18 protein-coding genes and 1 tRNA gene are annotated in these 21,993 nt (G+C 55.6%); 9 read left to right on the forward strand and 10 right to left on the reverse strand.

Annotation, left to right across the window (positions count from 1 at the left end; translation table 11 throughout):
- Nucleotides 1–18: 18 nt before the first annotated feature.
- The gene (gene rcsB / locus JLG71_RS08255; RefSeq protein ID WP_004103995.1) at nucleotides 19–669 is read right to left on the reverse strand and encodes a response regulator transcription factor RcsB; all 651 of its coding nucleotides are present in this window, start codon (nucleotides 667–669) and stop codon (nucleotides 19–21) included.
- Between the two features lie 16 nt (nucleotides 670–685).
- Nucleotides 686–3,346, reverse strand: coding sequence for a phosphotransferase RcsD (gene rcsD / locus JLG71_RS08260; protein WP_148850874.1), 2,661 nt, complete (start codon nucleotides 3,344–3,346; stop codon nucleotides 686–688).
- A gap of 771 nt (nucleotides 3,347–4,117) precedes the next feature.
- Here rcsD and JLG71_RS08265 point away from each other — a divergent pair.
- The 6 genes from JLG71_RS08265 to mgtE all read left to right on the forward strand — a co-directional run bounded on the left by JLG71_RS08265 (nucleotide 4,118) and on the right by mgtE (nucleotide 11,485).
- Nucleotides 4,118–5,218, forward strand: a complete 1,101-nt coding sequence (locus tag JLG71_RS08265; RefSeq protein WP_025106708.1) for a porin OmpC — start codon at nucleotides 4,118–4,120, stop codon at nucleotides 5,216–5,218.
- A gap of 102 nt (nucleotides 5,219–5,320) precedes the next feature.
- Complete coding sequence (apbE, locus tag JLG71_RS08270; RefSeq protein ID WP_025106709.1) at nucleotides 5,321–6,373, forward strand: FAD:protein FMN transferase ApbE; 1,053 nt, start codon at nucleotides 5,321–5,323, stop codon at nucleotides 6,371–6,373.
- A gap of 72 nt (nucleotides 6,374–6,445) precedes the next feature.
- Nucleotides 6,446–7,510: a bifunctional DNA-binding transcriptional regulator/O6-methylguanine-DNA methyltransferase Ada gene (ada, locus tag JLG71_RS08275; protein ID WP_200914082.1), complete on the forward strand. Its 1,065-nt coding sequence runs from the start codon at nucleotides 6,446–6,448 to the stop codon at nucleotides 7,508–7,510.
- Nucleotides 7,510–8,160, forward strand: a complete 651-nt coding sequence (gene alkB / locus JLG71_RS08280) for a DNA oxidative demethylase AlkB (protein WP_200914083.1) — start codon at nucleotides 7,510–7,512, stop codon at nucleotides 8,158–8,160. Before ada ends, alkB begins: the two co-directional genes overlap by 1 nt.
- Before the next feature lie 76 nt (nucleotides 8,161–8,236).
- Nucleotides 8,237–9,880 carry a multidrug ABC transporter permease/ATP-binding protein gene (locus JLG71_RS08285; protein ID WP_025106712.1) on the forward strand — a complete coding sequence of 548 codons (1,644 nt, stop codon included), beginning with the start codon at nucleotides 8,237–8,239 and terminating at the stop codon, nucleotides 9,878–9,880.
- Between the two features lie 168 nt (nucleotides 9,881–10,048).
- Entirely contained in the window at nucleotides 10,049–11,485 is a 1,437-nt protein-coding gene (gene mgtE / locus JLG71_RS08290; protein ID WP_200914085.1) for a magnesium transporter, read from the forward strand.
- Here the strand turns inward: mgtE and JLG71_RS08295 are convergent.
- Nucleotides 11,448–12,695, reverse strand: coding sequence for a SulP family inorganic anion transporter (locus JLG71_RS08295; protein WP_014230208.1), 1,248 nt, complete (start codon nucleotides 12,693–12,695; stop codon nucleotides 11,448–11,450). The genes mgtE and JLG71_RS08295 overlap by 38 nt on opposite strands.
- Nucleotides 12,696–12,974: 279 nt before the next feature.
- Here JLG71_RS08295 and mqo point away from each other — a divergent pair, with 279 nt between their 5' ends.
- Nucleotides 12,975–14,609 carry a malate dehydrogenase (quinone) gene (gene mqo / locus JLG71_RS08300; RefSeq protein WP_025106713.1) on the forward strand — a complete coding sequence of 545 codons (1,635 nt, stop codon included), beginning with the start codon at nucleotides 12,975–12,977 and terminating at the stop codon, nucleotides 14,607–14,609.
- 44 nt (nucleotides 14,610–14,653) lie between these two features.
- On the opposite strand, the gene eco is transcribed toward mqo, so the two are convergent.
- The 5 genes from eco to JLG71_RS08325 form a co-directional block, all read right to left on the reverse strand.
- The gene (gene eco / locus JLG71_RS08305; protein ID WP_014230206.1) at nucleotides 14,654–15,145 is read right to left on the reverse strand and encodes a serine protease inhibitor ecotin; all 492 of its coding nucleotides are present in this window, start codon (nucleotides 15,143–15,145) and stop codon (nucleotides 14,654–14,656) included.
- Nucleotides 15,146–15,417: 272 nt separating this feature from the next.
- A complete protein-coding gene (locus JLG71_RS08310) occupies nucleotides 15,418–16,524 on the reverse strand; it encodes an AI-2E family transporter (RefSeq protein WP_009653963.1) in 1,107 nt (368 codons plus the stop codon).
- A 178-nt stretch (nucleotides 16,525–16,702) separates the two neighbouring features.
- A tRNA-Pro gene (locus tag JLG71_RS08315) sits at nucleotides 16,703–16,779 on the reverse strand.
- Between the two features lie 77 nt (nucleotides 16,780–16,856).
- Nucleotides 16,857–18,617, reverse strand: a complete 1,761-nt coding sequence (yejM, locus tag JLG71_RS08320; protein ID WP_014230182.1) for an LPS biosynthesis-modulating metalloenzyme YejM — start codon at nucleotides 18,615–18,617, stop codon at nucleotides 16,857–16,859.
- A 19-nt stretch (nucleotides 18,618–18,636) separates the two neighbouring features.
- Nucleotides 18,637–18,864, reverse strand: a complete 228-nt coding sequence (locus tag JLG71_RS08325; RefSeq protein WP_004133900.1) for a YejL family protein — start codon at nucleotides 18,862–18,864, stop codon at nucleotides 18,637–18,639.
- Nucleotides 18,865–19,042: 178 nt separating this feature from the next.
- Between JLG71_RS08325 and yejK the strand changes: the two genes are divergently transcribed.
- Nucleotides 19,043–20,050, forward strand: a complete 1,008-nt coding sequence (gene yejK, locus JLG71_RS08330) for a nucleoid-associated protein YejK (protein WP_004122954.1) — start codon at nucleotides 19,043–19,045, stop codon at nucleotides 20,048–20,050.
- A 48-nt stretch (nucleotides 20,051–20,098) separates the two neighbouring features.
- Here the strand turns inward: yejK and JLG71_RS08335 are convergent, their stop codons facing one another.
- Nucleotides 20,099–20,857, reverse strand: a complete 759-nt coding sequence (locus tag JLG71_RS08335; RefSeq protein WP_025106737.1) for a DeoR/GlpR family DNA-binding transcription regulator — start codon at nucleotides 20,855–20,857, stop codon at nucleotides 20,099–20,101.
- Nucleotides 20,858–20,937: 80 nt separating this feature from the next.
- Here JLG71_RS08335 and JLG71_RS08340 point away from each other — a divergent pair, with 80 nt between their 5' ends.
- Nucleotides 20,938–21,531 (forward strand): NUDIX domain-containing protein, encoded by a 594-nt coding sequence (locus JLG71_RS08340; RefSeq protein WP_009654037.1) that lies wholly within the window; start codon nucleotides 20,938–20,940, stop codon nucleotides 21,529–21,531.
- Nucleotides 21,532–21,592: 61 nt separating this feature from the next.
- Here the strand turns inward: JLG71_RS08340 and rplY are convergent, their stop codons facing one another.
- Complete coding sequence (rplY, locus tag JLG71_RS08345) at nucleotides 21,593–21,877, reverse strand: 50S ribosomal protein L25 (RefSeq protein ID WP_004103955.1); 285 nt, start codon at nucleotides 21,875–21,877, stop codon at nucleotides 21,593–21,595.
- Nucleotides 21,878–21,993: the final 116 nt, after the last annotated feature.

A 21,993-nucleotide genomic window follows, 5' to 3' on the forward strand; every position in this document is an offset into this window, starting at 1 on the left:
TATCCGGGAAGAGAGACGTTAGTCTTTGTCCGTTGAGCTCAGGGAAACGGAAGAGAGGTAGTTGAGCAGGGCGATATCGTTTTCCACGCCGAGCTTCATCATCGCCGATTTTTTCTGGCTACTGATGGTTTTGATACTGCGGTTGAGCTTTTTGGCTATCTCGGTGACCAGGAAGCCTTCGGCGAACAGACGCAGCACTTCACTCTCTTTGGGCGACAAACGTTTGTCACCGTAACCGCCGGCGCTGATTTTTTCCAGCAGGCGCGAAACGCTTTCCGGGGTGAATTTTTTGCCTTTTTGCAGCGCGGCGAGCGCCTTAGGCAGATCGGTCGGCGCACCCTGTTTCAGGACGATCCCTTCGATGTCCAGATCCAGAACCGCGCTCAGGATCGCCGGGTTGTTGTTCATTGTCAGTACAATGATTGACAGGTCCGGGAAATGACGCTTGATGTATTTAATAAGCGTAATGCCATCGCCGTATTTATCACCGGGCATCGATAAATCGGTAATCAGGACGTGTGCGTCCAGTTTAGGCAGATTGTTGATTAATGCGGTGGAGTCTTCAAACTCGCCAACAACGTTCACCCACTCAATTTGTTCAAGTGACTTACGAATACCGAACAGTACGATCGGATGGTCATCGGCAATAATTACGTTCATATTGTTCATGTATTAGGCTACCTTGCTACAGCAAGCTCTTGACGTAAACGTCAATGTCGCTGATATATTTTTCTATGCCTTGCGCATCTTTTTCACGAATCAGATGCTCAAGCGTTTCACATAACTGCTTGCCGGGTACCAGATTTAGCATAGCAAATGCCCCTTTGAGGCGGTGGGCGGTTTGCGCCAGCGCGGCGAAATCGCCCGTCGCCAGTTCATTATACAGCCTCTTAACATCATCTGGTACCGTGTCAGCAAACAGCGTGTAATAGCCGCTGGCATGCAGTTCGGCGTTACTTTCGTTCCCGGGAGAGGATGGCTGCTCCTCTTCCTCAGCAAGCTGCTGCTCAATCAATTGCAGGATAGCTTCCTGCAGCGCAGCGCTGATATTAAAGTTTACGCGGAGCTGACCAGGACCAATCTTATGAACCCGGGCTTCATCATCGCTTAAAAGCAAGCCCGAAGCAGTAAGATTAGACGGATTATCCGTTAAAAAGAGATCATATTGTTGACTTGTGATTCTGTCATCCGGGGTGATGCAGGTAGCTCCCCAGCTCTCCAGCTGACGGGTCACGATACGGCGGACTTCATTGGCGGTCACATCAAGCATAATCACCACTTCATCCAGCAGATGTTCACCCGAATCACTCTCCTCCGCGCTGGCGGCCATTTTTAGATGCAGGGAGTAGCGGGTACCCAGCGATTCGCGCGCTTTGATATTGAGCTGTCCGCCGAGCTTGCGCGTCAGGCGATCGCAGAGCCAGAAGGTGAGGGCGTTGGCTTTGCCGTAAAGGTCTGCCTGCGTATCGTTGAGGAACGGAAAGTGCATATTGTCGATTTCGTTCGCCGAAACGCCGTTGCCGGTATCCAGAATACGGAAGGTCAGACGATCGTCCGCGGATTCATCTTTACTGACTTCCAGGGTTATTTTGCCAATAGACGTGGTGGTCACCGAGTACTGAATCAGCAGTAAAAGGGTGCGGCGCAGGGCGTCGCGATCGCCGTAGCGCTGCTCATTGGCCGGTAGCGCGTTGTTAATCAGCAGCTGCAGACCTTTGCGTTTGATGATGGGCAGGACTTCAGGTACCACTTCATCGATCAATTCCTGAATTGAGAACAGGTCCTGAACGCTCTTCCAGCTATCGCTCTCCAGCAGATTTGCCAGCTCTATTTCATCAACCAGCTGTACCAGTTCATCGGCATGCTGGGCCAGCCTGCGGCTTTCGGCCATGCCGAGCGCCGCGGCTTCTTCCGCCAGCGTTTGCGCCGGCTGTTTCAGCGCCGTGCCGATATGCTGCATAAACGCCGTACGGCCCTGCTGGTTTTTCTCATACAGGCGCTGGGCCTGCTTGAGTTTCTTATTCACCAGCACCTCGCGGTCCTGATCGCGAATAATAAAGATTTGCGTGCGCGGCGACACCTGGCTGCGGAACTGACGGATTTCATACAGTTCATTGTTCACCGTCGCCTGAATCACGCCCTGGTGCTGATCGGCCATGTTGATGATGTTTTGCAGATTCAGATGCGGCAGCAGATGATCGGCAATCGGATTGCTGATCACCGTCCGGTTAGCTTCCTGATCGTGCACCAGCAGCCCCAGCGGCAGCAGAGAAACAATCTCTTCGTGAATGGCGCGCTGGGCGCGTAATTCACTATTGGCGGCCGAGGAAACGGCCGTTCCCACGATGCTTTTGCGGCCGCTGTAGTGACGGAAGGTGGTAAATCCGAACAGCGCCAGCGCCAGCAGGCCGATGTTCAGCAGCAGCGGCAGTAAAATACTCTGCAAGGACTCCAGAATCAGCTCGCTAAAGGGCACCATCCAGACCAGGCGCATACCGGTGGTATTAATTGTGGTGATAATTTCAATCTGCGGGCCGTTAAAGTTAATGCTGACGATGTCGGCGGTTTCTTTATCCGGATTGGCGCTGACGTTCTGCGACGGATCGGGCTCCAGGCGGAAACTCTCCAGCGACATACTGGGAGGGATGAGATCGTTAATGGGCAGATCGAAGGCCACAACGGTCGCCAGGTGGCCGGGCTGGTTAAAGGTGGTGCGTAAGGTGAAGTAGTAGCCGTTTTGCCAGGCGAGGTGGCGCAGCGACGAAAACGTCTCGCGTTCATCTAACGTGTTGGCCTGCAGCAGCATTTCTGCCCGTCGTGATTCAACGACGCTGCTGATGGTCGACTCTTTGAAGCTGGAGGAGAGATCTTTTAACGGCAGCGTTGAAACCAGAATCAGGCTGTTATCCAGGCCGTTAAGGTAATACATCGACCAGGGAATGGTCTCGGCACCCCACAGGATATCGAGATAGTTGGAGATTTTTTGCGTCATTTCCAGCGTTGAGCTGTCATGAGAGCCAAAAATCAGCGCTTCAGTTTTGCGCCGGGGTTTCTCAAGGTAGTAAACGTCCTGCTTTAAACGCGTCTCTTGTAACCCTGTTTCTGCGGCTGAACTGGACGAGGTCGCGGCAATGTTGTCATAGATTTGCCAGGTGGCGTAGCGCCAGGTATCAATGCGTTTATGTAAGTCGTAGCTGACATCGACAACCTGGTAGCTTTTATCTTTTAGCCAGGTGTTAACGGCGCTTTGGATCATGACCCCCATCGTCGCCAGCAGGACGATGACCATGAGAATAAAGAAGCGGGTAATGTTACCGGGTATCAGGGAAAATTTTTTCGGGGTCATCGTGTGAGAGTACGACTCATCAGTATGTGTAAACGGACTGTTGCACCAAGTTAACCGGGGGCAGCGCAGATGCTATGAACAGTATAAAGGTTAACGCCCAAAATCCATACATCTGAATACCATACAACGACTTTTTTGCCTTGAGATTTATCCCAAACCCGCGCGGCGAGCAAAGATGTACGGCCCGAGTGATTTTGTACAATTATTTACGGATTGACTAACGAAAATAGCACTAAATAACAAGAAATTATACAAATAGCCTTGAGTTTATTCGCAAGTTGTTTGATTAATAACCGTTATTTTTTTCGCCGGTAGCATGGAATAATTAAAGATGTGTAAAGAAGGGTAAAAAAAACCGGATGCGAGGCATCCGGTTGAAATAGGGGTAAACAGACATTCAGAACTGAATGACGGTAATAAATAAAGTTAATGATGATAGCGAGGGTAATTTTAGTCGCAGACGAGAATTTTGTTTTACCATTCAGTGCTATAGATATGTAACCGTGTAACTCATTGACAGGGATTAAAAATTTTTATTTTTTGATTATTAGTGCTTATTTCGCTACCCATTTAGGGCCGAAAAAAAGTTCCCTCACATTTACAAATTGAAACATCTTGTGGGTATTTTGAAACATCTTAGAAGTTTTAGTATCATATTCTTGTTGGATTATTCCGCGTTTTGCAGCACAATGAAATAGCCGACTGATTAGAAGGGTAATCAGTAAGCAGTGGCAATAATAAAAGGCATATAACAAACAGAGGGTTAATAACATGAAAGTTAAAGTACTGTCCCTCCTGGTACCGGCACTGCTGGTAGCAGGCGCAGCGAATGCGGCTGAAGTCTATAACAAAGATGGCAACAAATTAGACCTGTACGGTAAAATCGACGGTCTGCACTATTTCTCTGACGACAAATCTTCCGATGGCGACCAGACCTACATGCGTCTGGGCATCAAAGGCGAAACTCAGATCAACGACCAGCTGACCGGTTACGGCCAGTGGGAATACAACGTTCAGGCAAACAACACCGAGAGCTCCAGCGATCAGGCGTGGACTCGTCTGGCATTTGCTGGTCTGAAATTCGGCGACGCGGGTTCTTTCGACTACGGTCGTAACTACGGCGTTGTCTACGACGTAACTTCCTGGACTGACGTTCTGCCGGAATTCGGCGGCGACACCTACGGTTCTGACAACTTCCTGCAGTCTCGCGCTAACGGCGTGGCAACCTACCGTAACTCTGACTTCTTCGGTCTGGTTGACGGCCTGAACTTTGCTCTGCAGTATCAGGGTAAAAACGGCAGCGTAAGCGGCGAAGGTACTTCCCCGACCAACAACGGTCGTGGCCCTCTGAAACAGAACGGCGACGGTTACGGCACCTCCCTGACCTATGATATCTACGACGGTATCAGCGCTGGTTTCGCGTACTCTCACTCCAAACGTAATGGCGATCAGAACAGCCAGCTGGCTCTGGGCCGCGGCGACAACGCTGAAACCTATACCGGTGGTCTGAAATATGACGCCAACAACATCTACCTGGCGACTCAGTACACCCAGACCTACAACGCAACTCGCGCCGGTTCCCTGGGCTTTGCTAACAAAGCGCAGAACTTCGAAGTGGTTGCTCAGTACCAGTTCGACTTCGGTCTGCGTCCGTCCGTGGCTTACCTGCAGTCCAAAGGTAAGGATCTGGAAGGCTACGGCGACCAGGATATCCTGAAATATGTTGATGTAGGCGCTACCTACTACTTCAACAAAAACATGTCCACCTACGTTGACTACAAAATCAACCTGCTGGACGACAACAGCTTCACTCGTAACGCCGGTGTTTCTACCGACGACATCGTTGCTCTGGGCCTGGTTTACCAGTTCTAAGCAAGCTGAAGTTTGAAAAAAGGCGCCGATGGCGCCTTTTTTTATGCCCGGTTTAACCTTGCTGGTGTACTCTTTGCGCCTTAGCCAGAGGAAGCCAATTTTATGGATATCACTTTTTTCCGCGCCGCCCTGTTCGGCGCCTGCGTATTACTTTCAGGCTGTGATTCAGCCACCACTCCCCAGACGCCAAAATCCGCCGCCACCGTGCTGGAGGGTAAAACCATGGGCACATTCTGGCGGGTTAGCGTCATCAACGTTGATGAGGCGAAGGCCGAGGCGCTGCGCCAGAAAGTTCAGGCTCAGCTGGATGCCGACGATCGTCTGCTTTCCACCTGGAAGAACGATTCAGCGTTGATGCGCTTTAACCATTCGCCGGGCACCTCGCCGTGGCCGGTCAGCGAGGCGATGGCGGATATCGTGACGATGTCGCTGCGCATTGGCGCAAAAACCCATGGCGCCATGGATATTACCGTCGGGCCGCTGGTCAATTTATGGGGCTTTGGCCCGGATAAACAGCCGGTCAAAACGCCGGATGCGCAGCAGATTGCCGCGGCAAAAGCGCGCAGCGGATTACAGCATCTGACGGTGATCAACCAGGCCGGCAAGCAGTTTCTGCAAAAAGATATTCCGGATCTGTTTGTCGATCTCTCTACCGTAGGTGAAGGCTACGCCGCCGATCATCTGGCGCGCCTGATGGAGCAGGAGGGGATCTCGCGTTACCTGGTCTCGGTGGGCGGCGCGCTGGCGAGCCGGGGAATGAATGCGGAAGGGCAGCCGTGGCGGGTGGCGATCCAGAAGCCAACCGATCGCGAAAACGCGGTACAGGCGATCGTTGATATCAACGGCCACGGCATCAGCACCTCCGGCAGCTATCGCAACTACTATGAGCTGGACGGTAAGCGCATCTCGCACGTTATCGATCCGCAAACCGGGCGGCCTATCGATCATAAACTGGTTTCGGTGACCGTTATCGCCCCGACGGCGCTGGAAGCCGACGGCTGGGACACCGGGCTGATGGTGCTGGGGCCGGAAAAAGCGCGGGACGTGGTACGCGAACAGGGGCTGGCGGTCTATATGATTATCAAAGAGGGGGACGGGTTTAAAACCTGGATGTCGCCGCAGTTCCGCACTTTCCTCGTTGGCGAGAAAAATTAAAGCGCAAGATTTCGGGTTTTTGATGACGGACTTCGGCCCACACTGAAGATACACTTACAGCAGGAGTCCGTGATGAAAACGATAATGATTGATACCGATGAGCGCCGCTGGCAGGCGGTATGCGAACGCGATGCCAGCGCCGATGGTCAGTTTGTCTTTGCCGTGCTGACCACCGGCGTCTGCTGCCGCCCCTCCTGCCGCTCGCGCCGCGCGCTGCGGGAAAATGTTCGCTTTTATCCTGATGTGGCAAGCGCGCAGGCGGAAGGCTTTCGTCCGTGCAAACGCTGCCAGCCGGAAAAAACCGATCCGCAGCAGCAGAAGGTAGAGAAAGTAGCTGCCGCGTGCCGTCTGCTGGAGCAGGAGACGCCGATAACCCTGGAAGCGCTGGCACGCCAGCTTGCGGTCAGCCCCTTTCATTTTCACCGCCTCTTTAAATCCGTCACCGGAATGACCCCTAAAGCCTGGCAACAGGCGTGGCGCGCTCGCCGTTTACGCGAAGCGCTGGGACAGGGGGCGAAAATTACCGATGCGGCGCTCTCTGCCGGTTTTCCGGATAGTAGCAGCTACTACCAGCAGGCTGATGCGGCGCTGGGAATGACCGGCCGCCAGTTTCGCCGCGGCGGGGGGGATATCGATATTACCTGGGTATGCGGCGACGGTCCGCTGGGGCGCTGTCTGGTGGCTGAGAGTGGGCGGGGCGTGTGCGCCGTGCTGCCCGGAGAGGACGACGCCTTGCTTTGTGCGGAATTAGCCAGCCTGTTCCCCAATGCGCGGCTGCATCCGGGCGACGAGATTTTTCGTCAGCGGGTGGCGCAGGTATTTTCCCATCTTGATGACCACCGGCAGCCGTTTTCCCTGCCGTTGGATCTGCGCGGCACGGCGTTTCAGCTTCAGGTCTGGCAGGCGCTGCGTCAGATCCCGGCGGGGGAGACCCGCAGCTATCGCCAGGTGGCGCAAAGTATTGGTCGCCCCCGCGCGGTGAGGGCGGTGGCAAGCGCCTGCGCTGCGAATAAACTGGCGCTGGTTATTCCCTGTCATCGGGTCGTTCGCGAGGATGGGGCGCTATCCGGCTATCGTTGGGGGACGGCGCGCAAGGCGCTGCTGCTGGCGCGAGAAGCGTCATCCGAGGAGAAATAATGCTCGATCTTTTTGCCGATACGCCGCCCTGGCAGGAGCCGCTGGCTCCGGGGGCGATAATTTTGCGCCGCTACGCCCGAGCGCGCGCGCCGGCGCTTTTGCAGGCAATCAGCGAGATTGCCTGCAGTTCGCCTTTTCGCCAGATGGTCACCCCCGGCGGCTATACGATGTCGGTGGCGATGACCAACTGCGGCGAGCTGGGCTGGACCACCAACCAGCACGGCTATCTTTATGCTGCCGACGATCCGCTGACGGGCAAGCGCTGGCCGCAGATGCCGCCGCTTTTCCGCGAACTGGCCGCAGAAGCGGCGGCGGCGAGCGGCTATGCGCGCTTTACCCCGGATGCGTGTCTTATCAACCGCTATCAGCCGGGAACGAAGCTGTCGCTGCATCAGGATAAAGACGAGCAAAACCTGCGAGCGCCGATTGTTTCCGTCTCTCTGGGGCTTCCGGCGATATTTCAGTTTGGCGGCCTGCGGCGTAACGATCCACTGCAGCGGGTGCTGCTGGAGCACGGCGACGTGGTGGTCTGGGGCGGCGAATCGCGGCTGTTTTACCACGGTATTCAACCGCTGAAAGAGGGCATCCATCCGGCTACCGGCGGCTGTCGTTACAATCTCACTTTCCGCCTGGCGGGTAATAAAGAATAAAAATAAGAATTATTCTTGCTGTCATCGTCGAGCAGTTTAAACTGCTGGCTGTTTTTGCTTGCCCGGATTACGCGTTATGGAACTTCTTCTTCTTGTCTGGCGCCAGTATCGCTGGCCGTTTATCTCCGTCATTGCCCTGAGCCTGCTGAGCGCGGCGCTGGGTATTGGGCTTATCGCCTTCATTAACCTGCGCCTGATAACCCTTGTCGATACCTCCCTGACGGTCCTGCCGGAGTTTCTCGGGCTGTTATTGCTGTTGATGGCGGTCACCCTCGGCTCGCAGCTGGCGCTGACCACGCTCGGCCACCATTTCGTTTACCGCCTGCGCGGCGAATTTATTAAGCGCATTCTGGATACGCAAATCGAGAAGATCGAGAAAATCGGCAGCGCGTCGCTGCTGGCCGGGCTAACCAGCGATATCCGTAATATCACCATTGCCTTCGTACGCCTGCCGGAGCTGGTGCAGGGGATTATTCTGACCTTTGGCTCCGCCGCTTATCTGGCCTGGCTGTCAGGAAAAATGATGCTGGTTACCGCCCTGTGGCTGGCGTTGACCATCTGGGGCGGATTTATGCTGGTATCTCGGGTTTATAAGCATATGGCGTCGCTGCGCGAAAGCGAAGATAAGCTGTATCACGACTACCAGACGGTGCTCGAAGGTCGCAAAGAGCTCACTCTCAACCGCGAGCGCGCCGAATATGTGTTTAATCAGCTCTATCTGCCGGATGCGCGTGAATACCGGCACCATATTGTGCGCGCCGATACCTTTCATCTGAGCGCGGTCAACTGGTCGAATATTATGATGCTGGGCGCGATTGGCCTGGTCTTCTGGATGGCCAACAGCCTGGGCTGGGCCGATACGGCGGTGGCGGCGACCTACTCGTTGACCCTATTATTCCTGCGCACGCCGCTGCTCTCGGCGGTAGGCGCGCTGCCCACTCTGCTCAGCGCGCAGGTGGCATTCAACAAGCTGAATAAGTTTTCGCTCGCGCCGTACCGCGCTGAGTTCCCGCAGCCGCAGGCGCATCCCCACTGGCAGACGCTCGAGCTGCGCGACATCACCTTCCATTATCCTGACAACAGCTTTGCGGTCGGGCCGATCAACATGACCCTCAAGCGCGGCGAACTGGTCTTTCTCATCGGCGGTAACGGTAGCGGGAAATCGACGCTGGCTATGCTGTTGACCGGTTTGTATCAGCCCCTTTCCGGGCAGATCCTGGTCGACGGGCAGCCGATGGCGGCGGATAAGCCGGAAGATTACCGCAAGCTGTTCTCGGCGGTGTTTACCGACGTCTGGCTGTTTGACAGACTGCTGGGGCCGGAAGGGAAGGCGGCTGACCCGGCGCTGGTGGAGAAGTGGCTGGGTTATCTGCAGATGAACCATAAGCTACGGCTCGACGATGGCAAAATCCTCGACCTGAAGCTGTCAAAAGGGCAGAAAAAGCGCGTGGCGCTGCTGCTGGCGTTAGCGGAAGATAGAGATATCATCATGCTGGATGAATGGGCGGCGGATCAGGACCCCCATTTCCGCCGTGAGTTCTATCAGGTGCTGCTGCCGTTGATGAAGGAGATGGGTAAAACCCTCTTTGCTATAAGCCATGACGATCACTACTTTCAGCACGCCGACAGGCTGCTGGAAATGCGCGGCGGCCAGCTGTCTGAGCTGACCGGAAATGAGCGCGAGCTGGCGACCCGCGACGCGGTTGCCCGTACCGCCTGATCGCTTTACGCCGTCCCGGAGGCGTCAGCCGACCTCCGGGCTTCCCGCAGGCTGCTGTTTTTTCCGTCGACTGAATTCATAGCGGTTATTATTTCCGCCTCCTCGCGCTATGCTTAAGGCTTCCGGCCTGCTGGTCTGACAGATATTTTTACAAGGATTGCCTGACCGATGTCCGTTTTGCATAAAAAAAGCGCCAGATTGCGTGACGAAGAGCGCGCCCGCCTCATTTGGCTCCTGAGCACCGATAAAGCCGTCACATCCTCGCTGCTGGGTAAATTAACCCTCGCTGAATGTTACGATGACAGCACGCTTGCCGACGATCTGGCTGAAGTAGAGATGCTGGTTTCCCACCTGCCGCCTCCGGACCTTGCCGATGCGCTCGAAGCGCTGCCTTACGATGCGCGCAACGCGCTCTGGCGGCTGGTCGCTGACGATAAGCGCGGTGAAGTGCTGCTGGAGGCATCGGAAAGCGTCTGGGGCGACCTCATCGAGGAGATGAGCGATCACGACCTGCTGTTCGCGCTGCAAAATCTCGATATTGATGAACAGGTCTACCTGCTGCAGCACCTGCCGCGCGATCTGACCGGACGTTTGCTGGCCACGCTGCCCGCGGATAAACGCGCCCGTATTCGCCAGATGATGCGCTACGCCGACAATACCGTCGGCGCGATCATGGAGTTCGAGGTCATTACCGTTCGTCCGGAAGCCACTCTCGCGGCGGTACAGCGCTATCTGCGGCGACTAGGGAAAATGCCGGAGAACACCGACAAACTGTTTGTGACCACCCGCAATAAGCTGCTGCTCGGCGAACTCGAGCTGCAAACCATTCTGCTCAACGATGCGCAGAAGCGGGTGGGGGAAGTGATGGAAGGCGATCCGGTGACCTTCCAGCCGCACGAGGACGCGGAAAAAGTCGCGCGTACCTTTGAACGTGATGACTTACTCAGCGCGGCGGTGATTGATGCCGACGGCAAGCTGATGGGGCGTTTAACCATCGATGAGATCGTTGACGTGGTCTATGAGGAGACGGATAACGATCTACGCCGGATGGGCGGCCTGAGCAACGATGACGATGTGTTTGCCCCGGTGAGCAAAGCGGTGAAGACCCGCTGGGCCTGGCTGGCGGTCAATCTGTGCACCGCCTTTATCGCCTCCCGCGTTATCGATGGTTTCGAGCACACCATTTCGCAACTGGTGGCGCTGGCCTCGCTGATGCCGATTGTCGCCGGAATCGGCGGTAACACCGGCAACCAGACGATCACCATGATCGTGCGGGCGATGGCGTTACAGCATATTCAGCCGGGAAGCTTTTCGTTCCTGATCCTGCGTGAGATGGGCGTCGCGCTGATCAATGGGATCGTCTGGGGCGGGATTATGGGGGCGATCACCTGGTGGCTGTACGACGATCCGCAGCTGGGCGGCGTAATGACGCTGGCGATGATGCTCAACCTGCTGATGGCGGCGATGATGGGGGTGATTATCCCGATGGTGATGGTCAAGCTGGGACGCGACCCGGCGGTCGGCTCCAGCGTGATGATTACCGCTATTACCGACACCGGGGGATTCTTTATTTTTCTTGGGCTGGCGACGCTTTTTCTGATGTAGCCTGCGCTTGAGTGCGCAGACGGCGAGGGATCAGGGCCATTGAGAGCAGGCCTGCCAGAACGCCGATTGCCAGATTGCTGGTGCCGACGGTCGCGCCGACGGTCACCAGCATCACCAGCGTTTCCGGCCACGGATTGCGCGCCAGCTCCGCAGGACGAATGCTGTGCCAGCTAAAGGTTTTTACCGCCACTATCACCATCACGCCGGCGAGCACGGCCATCGGGATTCTCGCCATCACTTCGCTTAACGCGGTTACCAGCAATAGCAGTACCAGGCCTGCGGCAACGGTCGAGACGCGGCTGCGCGCTTTGCCCATTTCAACGTTAACGATGGTCTGACCGATCATCGCACACCCGGCGATGCCGCCGTAAAACCCGGCGAGAATGTTGGCGACGCCCAGACCGGCGCTCTCGCGCGCCTTACTGGAAGGGGTATGGGTCAAATCATCGACCAGCTTCGCCGTCAAAAGCGACTCCATCAGGCCGACAAAAGCGATGCTCAGCGCGCAGGGCCAGATGATGCGCAGCGTGGTTAAGTCGAGGGGCACCATCAGGCTGGTTAACCCCGGCAGTCCGCCGCTCATGGAGCCTTCGTCGCCGACGGTCGGCAGCAGCTGGCCGCTGAAAACGGTAAACAGCGTCAGCAGAACGATAGCAATCAGCGGAGAAGGGATCGCTTTAATAAAGCGCGGCGCCCACAGGACAATCAGCAGCGTCAACACGAACAGGCCGATAATCAGCGGCTGCTTGCTCCAGAAATGCGGTACCTGAGCAAAAAAGATGAGAATACCCAGCGCGTTAACAAAACCGGTCATCACCGGCTGTGGGATAAAGCGCATCAGGCGCGCCATGCCGCATAGGCCAAACAAAATTTGAATAACGCCTGCCAGAACGACCGCCGGCAGAATGTAGCCGACGCCGTATTGGTGCACCATGGGCCCGATAACCAGCGCCACCGAGCCGGCGGCCGCGGTGACCATCGCCGGCCGACCGCCGAGGACCGACATCGCCAGGCACAATACCACGGAGGCAATCAGGCTAACTTTCGGGTCAACGCCAGCGATGACGGAGAAGGAGATGACTTCGGGGATCAGGGCCAGCGCGGTGAGCACGCCTGCCAGCGTTTCACGCGTCAGCAGCGCGGGCGAGCGCAGTATCTGGCCTAATGCGCCAGCGTGACCAGAGGTAGCGGAATCGGAAACTGGGGGCATAAAAAAAGTTCGCAGAATTTAAAAAATTTTGGCCAGGAACGGTCGCTGCTTACGTGCGGTCGGTCACAAAACCGAGGATAATAGCGCGGATGCATCGCTGACACCAGTACAAAATGTGATTTGTGATACACATTTATTAAACATTTTTATAACAGATCTCAAAACTCAACTTAAAATTTAAACAATATTTAAATTTTTTTTCTTCAGTGTTACCTTTGAAGCCGAGAATCGTTTCACCTGCGCTAAATAAAAAAGCGAGTAAAGTAAGGCTCAAATCCGATGAAGAAAAAGATGGCCGTACCCAGCTCACAGGCGGTTGGTTCCAATAACACTCGGACCAACACCCGCCATGAGCAAGAGACGGATGTATTGTTGATTGGCGGCGGCATCATGAGCGCCACGTTGGGAACCTGGCTGCAGGAACTGGAGCCGGACTGGTCTATTACCATGGTCGAGCAGATGTCCAGCGTCGCGGAAGAGAGCTCGAACGGATGGAACAACGCGGGCACCGGCCACGCGGCGCTGATGGAATTGAACTATACGCCGCAAACCGCTAACGGTATCAATATCGATAAAGCGGTTGATATCAACGAATCTTTCCAGATTTCTCGTCAGTTTTGGGCCCACCAGGTGACCCGGGGCATACTGAAAAAGCCTAAATCCTTTATTAACAGCGTGCCGCACATGAGCTTCGTGTGGGGCGAAGACAACGTGAACTTCCTGCGCGCCCGCTATGCGGCGTTACAACAAAGCGAGCTGTTCCGCGGTATCCGCTACTCTGAAGATCATCAACAAATTAAAGAGTGGGCTCCGCTGGTGATGGAAGGGCGCGATCCGCAGCAGAAGGTGGCCGCGACCCGCTCGGAAGTCGGCACCGACGTGAACTACGGTGAAATTACCCGTCAGCTGATCGCCGGACTGCAAACCCATGATAATTTCTCGCTTCAGCTGGGTACCGTGGTCCGTCGCTTTAAGCGCAACGCCGACAAAAGCTGGAGCGTAACGCTGGCGGATGCGAACAATCGCCACCAGAAACGGGTTATCAGGGCTAAATTTATCTTTATTGGCGCCGGCGGCGCCGCGCTGACCCTGCTGCAGGAAACCGGTATTCCGCAGGCGAAGGAGTACGCGGGCTTTCCGGTCGGCGGTCAGTTCCTGGTTTGTGAGAACCCGGAAGTGGTGACTCACCATCTGGCTAAAGTCTACGGCCAGGCGGAAGTGGGCGCGCCGCCGATGTCGGTTCCGCACATCGACACCCGTATTATCGACGGCAAACGCGTGGTGCTGTTTGGGCCGTTCGCGACCTTCTCAACCCGCTTCCTGAAAAACGGTTCGCTTTGGGATCTGCTGGCCTCCACCAACACGTCGAATATCATGCCGATGCTCAACGTCGGGCTGGATAACTTCGATCTGGTAAAATACCTGATTAGCCAGGTGCTGCAAAAGGACAAAGATCGTCACGCGGCGCTGTGCGAGTACTATCCGGAAGCGCGCAAAGAAGACTGGCGCTTATGGCAGGCCGGCCAGCGCGTGCAGATTATCAAGCGCGACGCGAAGAAAGGCGGCGTTCTGCGCCTGGGAACCGAAGTTGTCAGCGATGATGAAGGCACGGTAGCCGCGCTGTTGGGCGCCTCGCCGGGTGCTTCCACCGCGGCGCCAATCATGCTGCAGCTGATGGAGAAAGTGTTCAAAGAGAAGATCAACTCAGCGGAGTGGCAGGCGAAACTGAAAGCGATTATCCCGAGCTACGGTACGCGTCTGGATGGCAACGCAGCGGAAATTGAAAAGGCGCTGGCGTGGACCAGCGAAGTGCTGGAACTGCGCTATGAGCCGCTTACCGAGGCTGATAACGTTCCGCAGGCGACGCTGAAGCCTCTGCCGGAAGGGAAACCTATCGCTGACATCGCGCTGTAAGCGCTTCTCCGGCGGCGCAGGCCGCCGGATTCACTCTTCAGGCATTAACGCTCAACGGCTACGCCGATGGTTTCGTCCGCTCTCCAGATACGATATTTCACGTCGATATTCGCCGGGGTATAAACCACGATGGGCAGCTTGCTGTTATAGCGCAGCATGCCCGCATCGCCCAGGCCTGCCATCACAAACTGCTTCTCTTTTTTACCATCCGGGCAGGCCATCATGGTTGAGACGGGTGACGTCACTTTATCAAATACGTAGTAGTCGTAGCCCCAGCCTTCCAGGGTTTTGCTTTCCAGCTGGCCGCCAAGGCGGTGGCGATTGCAGTCGACTTCCAGCGTCTGGCCAATCATCAGCTCGACTTTCAATGCGGATTCATCCTGCTGCTGCGGCAGCTGAATCACCTGACGCTTCATCCCTTGTTCCGCCTTTGGAAACGGGGCGATCTTCTCCAGCGGCTGCTCAGCTGCAGCGGCGCTGGTGGACATGCAGGCAACGGCCAGCAGGGAGGCAGCAAACGTAGTGATTTTTTTCACGTGGGTAATCCTTTGTTATCAATCATAAACAGCATAATGTTAGCATTTGTTACGTTGATGGGCAGTGGCGTTTACCAAAATTTTCACAGATACCAGTTATAAATTCTGCTTATTGGTGCAGGGGTAGGGGATTTCATCGCGGTTGAGCAAGGGGTATCCCCCCTGACCTCGCTGCCCCCGCGATGTTTTATTAATTACAGAGCCGCTAAGGTGCCGGTCATTACCTGACAGGAATGCCGCTCTATGCCTGTAAAGTTGTGCAATACCGCCCGCTACTCCTCGTGATTTTTACCCTCTTCTAAGAAATCCTCATCAAGCTCATCGATGTTTCCGGCGTGATCGCGTCCGGACAGCAGGTTCCAGCAGGCGATAAACAGGGCGGCGATCAGCGGGCCGATAACAAAGCCGTTGATGCCGTAGATTTCCATTCCGCCGATCGTGGTGATCAGGATCAGGTAGTCCGGCATTTTGGTATCTTTACCCACCAGTAAAGGTCGCAGAATGTTATCAACCAGGCCTACGATGATTACAAAGAAACCGACGATAAACGCGCCCTGCCAGAGCTGACCGGTCGCGAAGAGATAGATCGCCGCAGGCACCCAGATAATCGCCGAACCCACCGCCGGGATCAGCGACAGAAACGCCATCAGCGCGCCCCACAGGATGCTGCCATCAATGCCCACGATCCAGAACGCCAGTCCCCCAAGCGCGCCCTGGGCGAGCGCGACCGCCACGGTGCCTTTGACCGTCGCCCTGGCGACGGCGGCAAATTTGGCGAAAAGATGCTGCTTCACGTGATTTGATAGCGGCAGGGATTCCAGAATCAGCCTGACCAGGTATGGACCATCTTTTAGCAGGAAAAACAGCAGATAAAGCATGATGCCGAAGCTGATGGTAAAACCGAAAGTGCCTTTACCAATCAGGAATGCGCTACCGGCAAGGTACTGGCCTCCTTTAAGCGCAACGTCCGAAAGCTGCCGCTGAATCTGTTCCGCGCTATCAAGATTATGCTCTGAGAGGAAGCTCCTTGCCCATTCCGGCAGGTGAGCAAACAGGCTGGCTACCACGGTCGGGAACTGGGTATCGTTATGCTGTAGTTTGGTGTAAACCACGTTGAGCTCGAAGGCCAGCGACGAGAGGATGATCGCCAGCGGGGTAAACACGATCAGACAGATAATCACTATCGTCAGAAACGCCGCCAGGCCGTTACGCTCGCCGAGCCGATCGCGCAGTTTGTTCTTCACCGGGTGGAAGATCACCGCCAGAATTGCCGCCCATAAAATGGCTGAATAATAGGGGGAGAGAACGTCGAAAAAAGCAAGGGTGACGATCAGCACGATCAGGATGAAAAATCCTTTCGTAAGTCCATTAACTCTCATGTAAATCCTTCAGAAAAATGACGTGTACAGTCAAATAATAGAAGTTTTTCCGGGATTTACAATCAGAGTCGCGGTAGCGTTTCGCTTAGAACAGGGTGGAAATATGACATTAAAAAACCCGCAAACTCTGTGAGAGTGCGGGTTCTTAAGGGGTTACCGATTTAATCGGTGAATAATTTGGTCGGCACGAGAGGATTTGAACCTCCGACCCCCGACACCCCATGACGGTGCGCTACCAGGCTGCGCTACGTGCCGATTCGTGGGGAACAATATTACCCGTTCCCCAAGCGAATGCAAGCCGGGAAATGACTGATTGATTTATAAATAATCAATCAGTTAGCGATAAAGCGTTTTTCATCGGTCAGCACCTGCAGCAGCAAGCTGAGCTGCGGTTTTTGATCGTTAATTTTCTCGCCGTCGCTGTTCCACGTTCTGTAAGTGCCGTTGTGATTAAGCACAACCGTGAATTTCGGCGTGGTAATGGCCAGCGTATCGCTATTGGCCGCGGTGACCCAGGCACGACGGCGGGCGGCGCTAAACAGATCCTCACCTTGCGAATACTCGTTGGCCGGGGTAGAGACGTGGAGCAAACGCTGCATCAGCGTCGTCATCACGTCTTTATTATCGGTCAGCGTCGCGATCTCCTGAGCCGGCGTGCCCGGCCAATGGATCACTAAGGGAACCTGCAGCTGCTCGCGCGACCAGCCAAACTGCTCATGCTGCGGGTTCAGCGGCATTCCACGGCCCGCGGTCACGATAACCACCGTGTTGTCCAGCTTGCCTGCTTCGCGCAGCGCGTTCAGCACGCGGCCAATTTGCGTATCGACCGCGCCCGCGGCGTTACCGTAGCGGCGGACGAAGTTTTGCTGCTGCCCGTCGTCAAAGGTAGTGCCGTTGAGAGAAACCCACGAGAACCAGCGGTTTTCATCCTGGGCGTAGCGGTCCAGCCAGTTAATCCACTGGTTTGCCGTCTGCTCGTCGCTTTGCGCTTTCGCGACGGGCAGTGAGAAATCGGACAGCAGCGCCTGACGGTAGAGCGGGCTGCTAAAGCCATCTGATGAGAACAGGCCCAGCTGATAGCCCTGCTGATTCAGCGACGTAATCAGCGCCGCGGGGATACGCGCAGACAGAACGCCGTCCATATAGCTCGGTGAAATACCGTAGAACAGGCCAAACATGCCGCTGTCAGCGGTGTTGCCGGAGCTCATGTGCTGGGTAAAGTTCACGTTGTCTTTCGCGAACCCGGCCAGCGCCGGCATGTTTTTCTCAAAGCGCGAATAATTAAGGTTATCAACGGTAATCAGCAGCACGTTATAACCGGTACCGAGATCGCGATAACGCAGATCGCTCAGCGGATATTGCACCGAGACGGCTTCCGGCGCGCCTTGTTCCACCAGACGGCGCTGGTAGTCCTGCGCGTCGAGCAGGCCATGTTTTTCCAGGAAACGGCGCGCCGTCATCGGATAGGAGAGCGGCAGGTTGGCCCGCTGCATGGTGATCGGACGATAGAAGTTGGCATCCGCCCAGATATAGACCAGATGGCTACTGATAAAGGAGATAAAGAAGAACCAGGCAACGGGTCGGGCGTAGTGGCGGCGACGCGTCAGGCTGCGCAGCTTCTGCCAGCTCCAGGTCGCGAAGAGCATTTCCAGCAGGAAAATGATCGGTACGCTGATAAACATCAGCTGCCAGTCGCGCGCCATCTCGTTCTGGTCGGGGTTGATAACCAGTTCCCAGACAAAGGGATTAAGATGCAGGTGGAAACGGGTGAAAACTTCGCTGTCGATTAGCAGCAGCGTCATGCCCACGGTCGCCAGAATAACCGAGATAAAGCGCATTAAGCGCTGAGAGACGACGATAAAAGTCAGCGGGAAAAGAATCAGCACGTAGCTGGTAAAGACCAGGAAGCTGAAGTGACCAACGAGGCTGACGTACGAAAAGAGGCGTCCGGCAAGCGTCGTTGGCCAGTCGGCGACAAACAGATAGCGACTGCCGAGCACCATAGCCAACAACATGTTGAAAAGGGCGAACCAGTGCCCCCAGCTGACCATCTGGGAGACTTTTTCTCGGTAGGGCTGACGAAGAGTCACCATATACTGTTGTTCGTTATCCTTAGTGCGCTGGATCGTCGTTGATAGATGACTGCAGCGCCTGGGCAAAAGAACGGGCGATGGCCTGACGCTGCGCCGGCGCGACGCTACTGTTGATCAGGTTAGTCACCATATTGCCCAGAACCATCAGTGAAAGGTCAACGGGCGCTTTATGTGTTTCCAGAACGCTCGTCAGCTCGCTGAGCAGCTGTTCGACGTGTTCATCGCTATAGCGGGATAATTGCGGCATAAACTCAAAATCTGTTTGTTCGTGAAAGGGCAACATATTACCGTAGCAGCAGCTTTTTTTCCGCATTTTTTCGCCGCGACGCAAAAGCGCGCGGCTTCGCTCGCAAAGAGTCACGCGGCGGTTGCGTCGTCGCCCCGCCGGTGGTTGAATACCGCCCGGTCTAAAAGGAGAGTTTAACATGAGTCTGGATATCGACCAGATTGCCCTGCATCAGTTAATCAAACGTGATGAACAAAATCTGGAGCTGGTGCTGCGCGAGTCACTGCTGGAGCCGACGGCGACGGTTGTCGAGATGATGGCCGAACTGCATCGTGTCTATAGCGCGAAAAATAAAGCCTACGGCCTGTTTAATGAAGAGAGCGAGCTGGCGCAGGCGCTGCGCGGGCAGCGTAAGGGCGAAGAAGCGTTCCTGCCGTTTAGCCGCGCCGCTACCGGGCGCCTGCGCGACGAACTGGCAAAATATCCCTTTGCAGAAGGCGGTATTGTGCTGTTTTGCCAGTATCGTTATCTGGCGGTGGAATATCTGATGGTGGCGGTGCTGAACAACCTAAGCAGCATGCGCGTCAACGAAGAGCTGGATATCAGCTCCACCCATTATCTGGACATCAATCACGCGGATATCGTCGCGCGTATTGATTTAACCGAGTGGGAAACCAACCCGGAGTCAACGCGCTATCTGACCTTCCTGAAGGGGCGGGTAGGGCGCAAGGTGGCGGATTTCTTTATGGATTTCCTCGGCGCCAGCGAAGGGCTGAACGCCAAAGCGCAGAACCGCGGCCTGCTGCAGGCGCTTGATGATTTCGCCGCCGATGCGCAGCTGGATAAATCTGAACGTCAAAACGTGCGCCAGCAGGTATACAGCTACTGCAACGAGCAGCTGCAGGCCGGTGAGGAAATCGAGCTGGAGTCGCTGTCGAAAGAGCTGGCGGGCGTCAGCGAGAAAACCTTTCAGGAATTTACCGCCGAACAAGGCTACGAGCTGGAAGAGAGCTTCCCGGCGGATCGCAGCACGCTGCGTCAGTTAACCAAGTTTGCCGGCAGCGGCGGCGGGTTAACCATTAATTTTGACGCTATGCTGCTGGGCGAGCGGGTGTTCTGGGATCCGGCTACGGATACCTTAACCATTAAAGGCACGCCGCCGAACCTGCGCGACCAGCTACAGCGCCGTACTTCTGGCGGAAATTAATGCGCAAAATCCCGACGTCGAGTCGGGATTTTTTTGCCTGAACCCGTATTACAGGGCGTAGAGGATTTCTACACCCGCCAGGGTTAGCTGCTGTCGCAGCGCCTCGTCCAGGGTCGTATCCACGATCAGCGTACTGGCTGCCCCCAGCTCGCCGATGGCAAAGGCCGACGCGGAGTTAAGCTTTTCTTGTGACGCCATCACCACCGTTTCGGCAGCCCGCGCCGCCAGCGCGCGTTTAATGCCCGCTTCTTCATAGTCACCGGTGGTGAATCCCGCCCGGGGGTGAACGCCGGTGACGCCCATAAAAAACAGATCGGCGTTGATACGGGAAATACTCTCGAGGGCCGCAGACCCGACGCTGACGACGGAATGTTTAAACAACCGGCCGCCGATCAAAATCACCTCGATGAGCGGTTTTTCCACCAGCGCGACGGCAATCCCCGGGCTATGGGTGACCACGGTACACGCGAGGTTATCCGGCAGCAGGTGCATCATCTCCCCGGTGGTGGTGCCGCCGTCGACAATCACCACCTGACCGGGCTGAATGAGCTCAACCGCGCGCTGGGCAATGCTCTGCTTTGAGGCGATTTGCACGTTCTTTCTTGTTTCAATAGGCGCGATGGCTTCGGAAACCGGCAGCGCGCCGCCGTGGACGCGCTGCAGCTTGCCTTCCGCGGCCAGCTCCCGCAGATCCCGGCGAATGGAGTCCTCTGATACGCTAAAGCGCTGGCTGAGATCCCCGGACATCACCTGTTTTTCCTCGGCGAGGATCTGCAAAATCTGCTGTTTTCTCTGGCTGGCGAGCATCAAAATACCTTCATGAGTGATCTTGTTTGTGCACGATTATGCATGTTATGTTGCTCGCTGTCACCTAAAAGGGGAAAAACATGCACGCTGACGCACCGCGCGTTCGCCATATCCGCGAAACGCTTTTATCGGATAACTGGTACACGCTCAAGAAATATACTTTTGAACTATTGCGCCGGGACGGACGCTGGCAGGAGCAGAGCCGGGAAGCTTACGACCGCGGCAACGGCGCGGTGATCCTGCTCTACAATCGTGAAAAGCAAACGGTAGTGCTGGTTCGCCAGTTTCGCTTTCCGGTGTGGATTAACGGCCATGATGGCTTTTTGATCGAAGCTGCCGCCGGACTGCTGGATAACGCTTCTCCGGAGGCGCGCATCGTTGCCGAAGCCGAAGAGGAGACCGGTTTTCGCGTCACGCGCATAGAGCCGGTATTCACCGCTTACATGAGCCCCGGTTCGGTGACGGAGAAGCTTTACTTTTTCATTGCCGAATACTCTGCCGACGATCGGCGCGGCGACGGTGGCGGCCTGGCGACGGAAGGGGAAGATATCGAGGTGCTGGAGTGGCCGCTGGAAAAAGCGTTGCAGGCTATTCGCGAAGGGGAAATCGTCGATGCGAAAACGATTATGCTGTTGCAGCATCTGGCGCTGAACAGGTCAACGCTACTCGGCTGATAAACAAAACGCCCCGAACCTTGCGGAGCGGGGCGCTTGCCATACAACTTTCAGCGAGCGATTAAGCGCGAACGAAGTCGATGTGGGACAGCTTCGGCTTGAACGGGTGACGCTGAACAGCCTGAGCTTTAACTTTCTCTTCTTTGCCATCAACAACGATGGTCAGAACTTCGTTGTAGAACTCAGCGTTGGTCTGCATGTTCCACACTTTGTCGTGATCCAGTTCGATTGCTACTGGCGCAGCTTCGCCGCCATAGATGATGGCCGGGAATTTGTTAGCTGCACGCAGGCGGCGGCTCGCACCCTTACCCTGCTCTTTACGTACTTCTGCGTTGATAGTAAACATTGATGTCTCTCTATATATAAATCCTGCTACAGGCGACCCAGCAGCAGGCAGATTATCTGCTTTGCGAATGCAAAAGCGGGCGGCATTATAGCCGCCATAGGTGTTTGCAGCAACCA

The sequence above is a fragment of the Klebsiella michiganensis genome (assembly GCF_015139575.1).
In the GTDB taxonomy this organism is placed as follows: domain Bacteria; phylum Pseudomonadota; class Gammaproteobacteria; order Enterobacterales; family Enterobacteriaceae; genus Klebsiella; species Klebsiella michiganensis.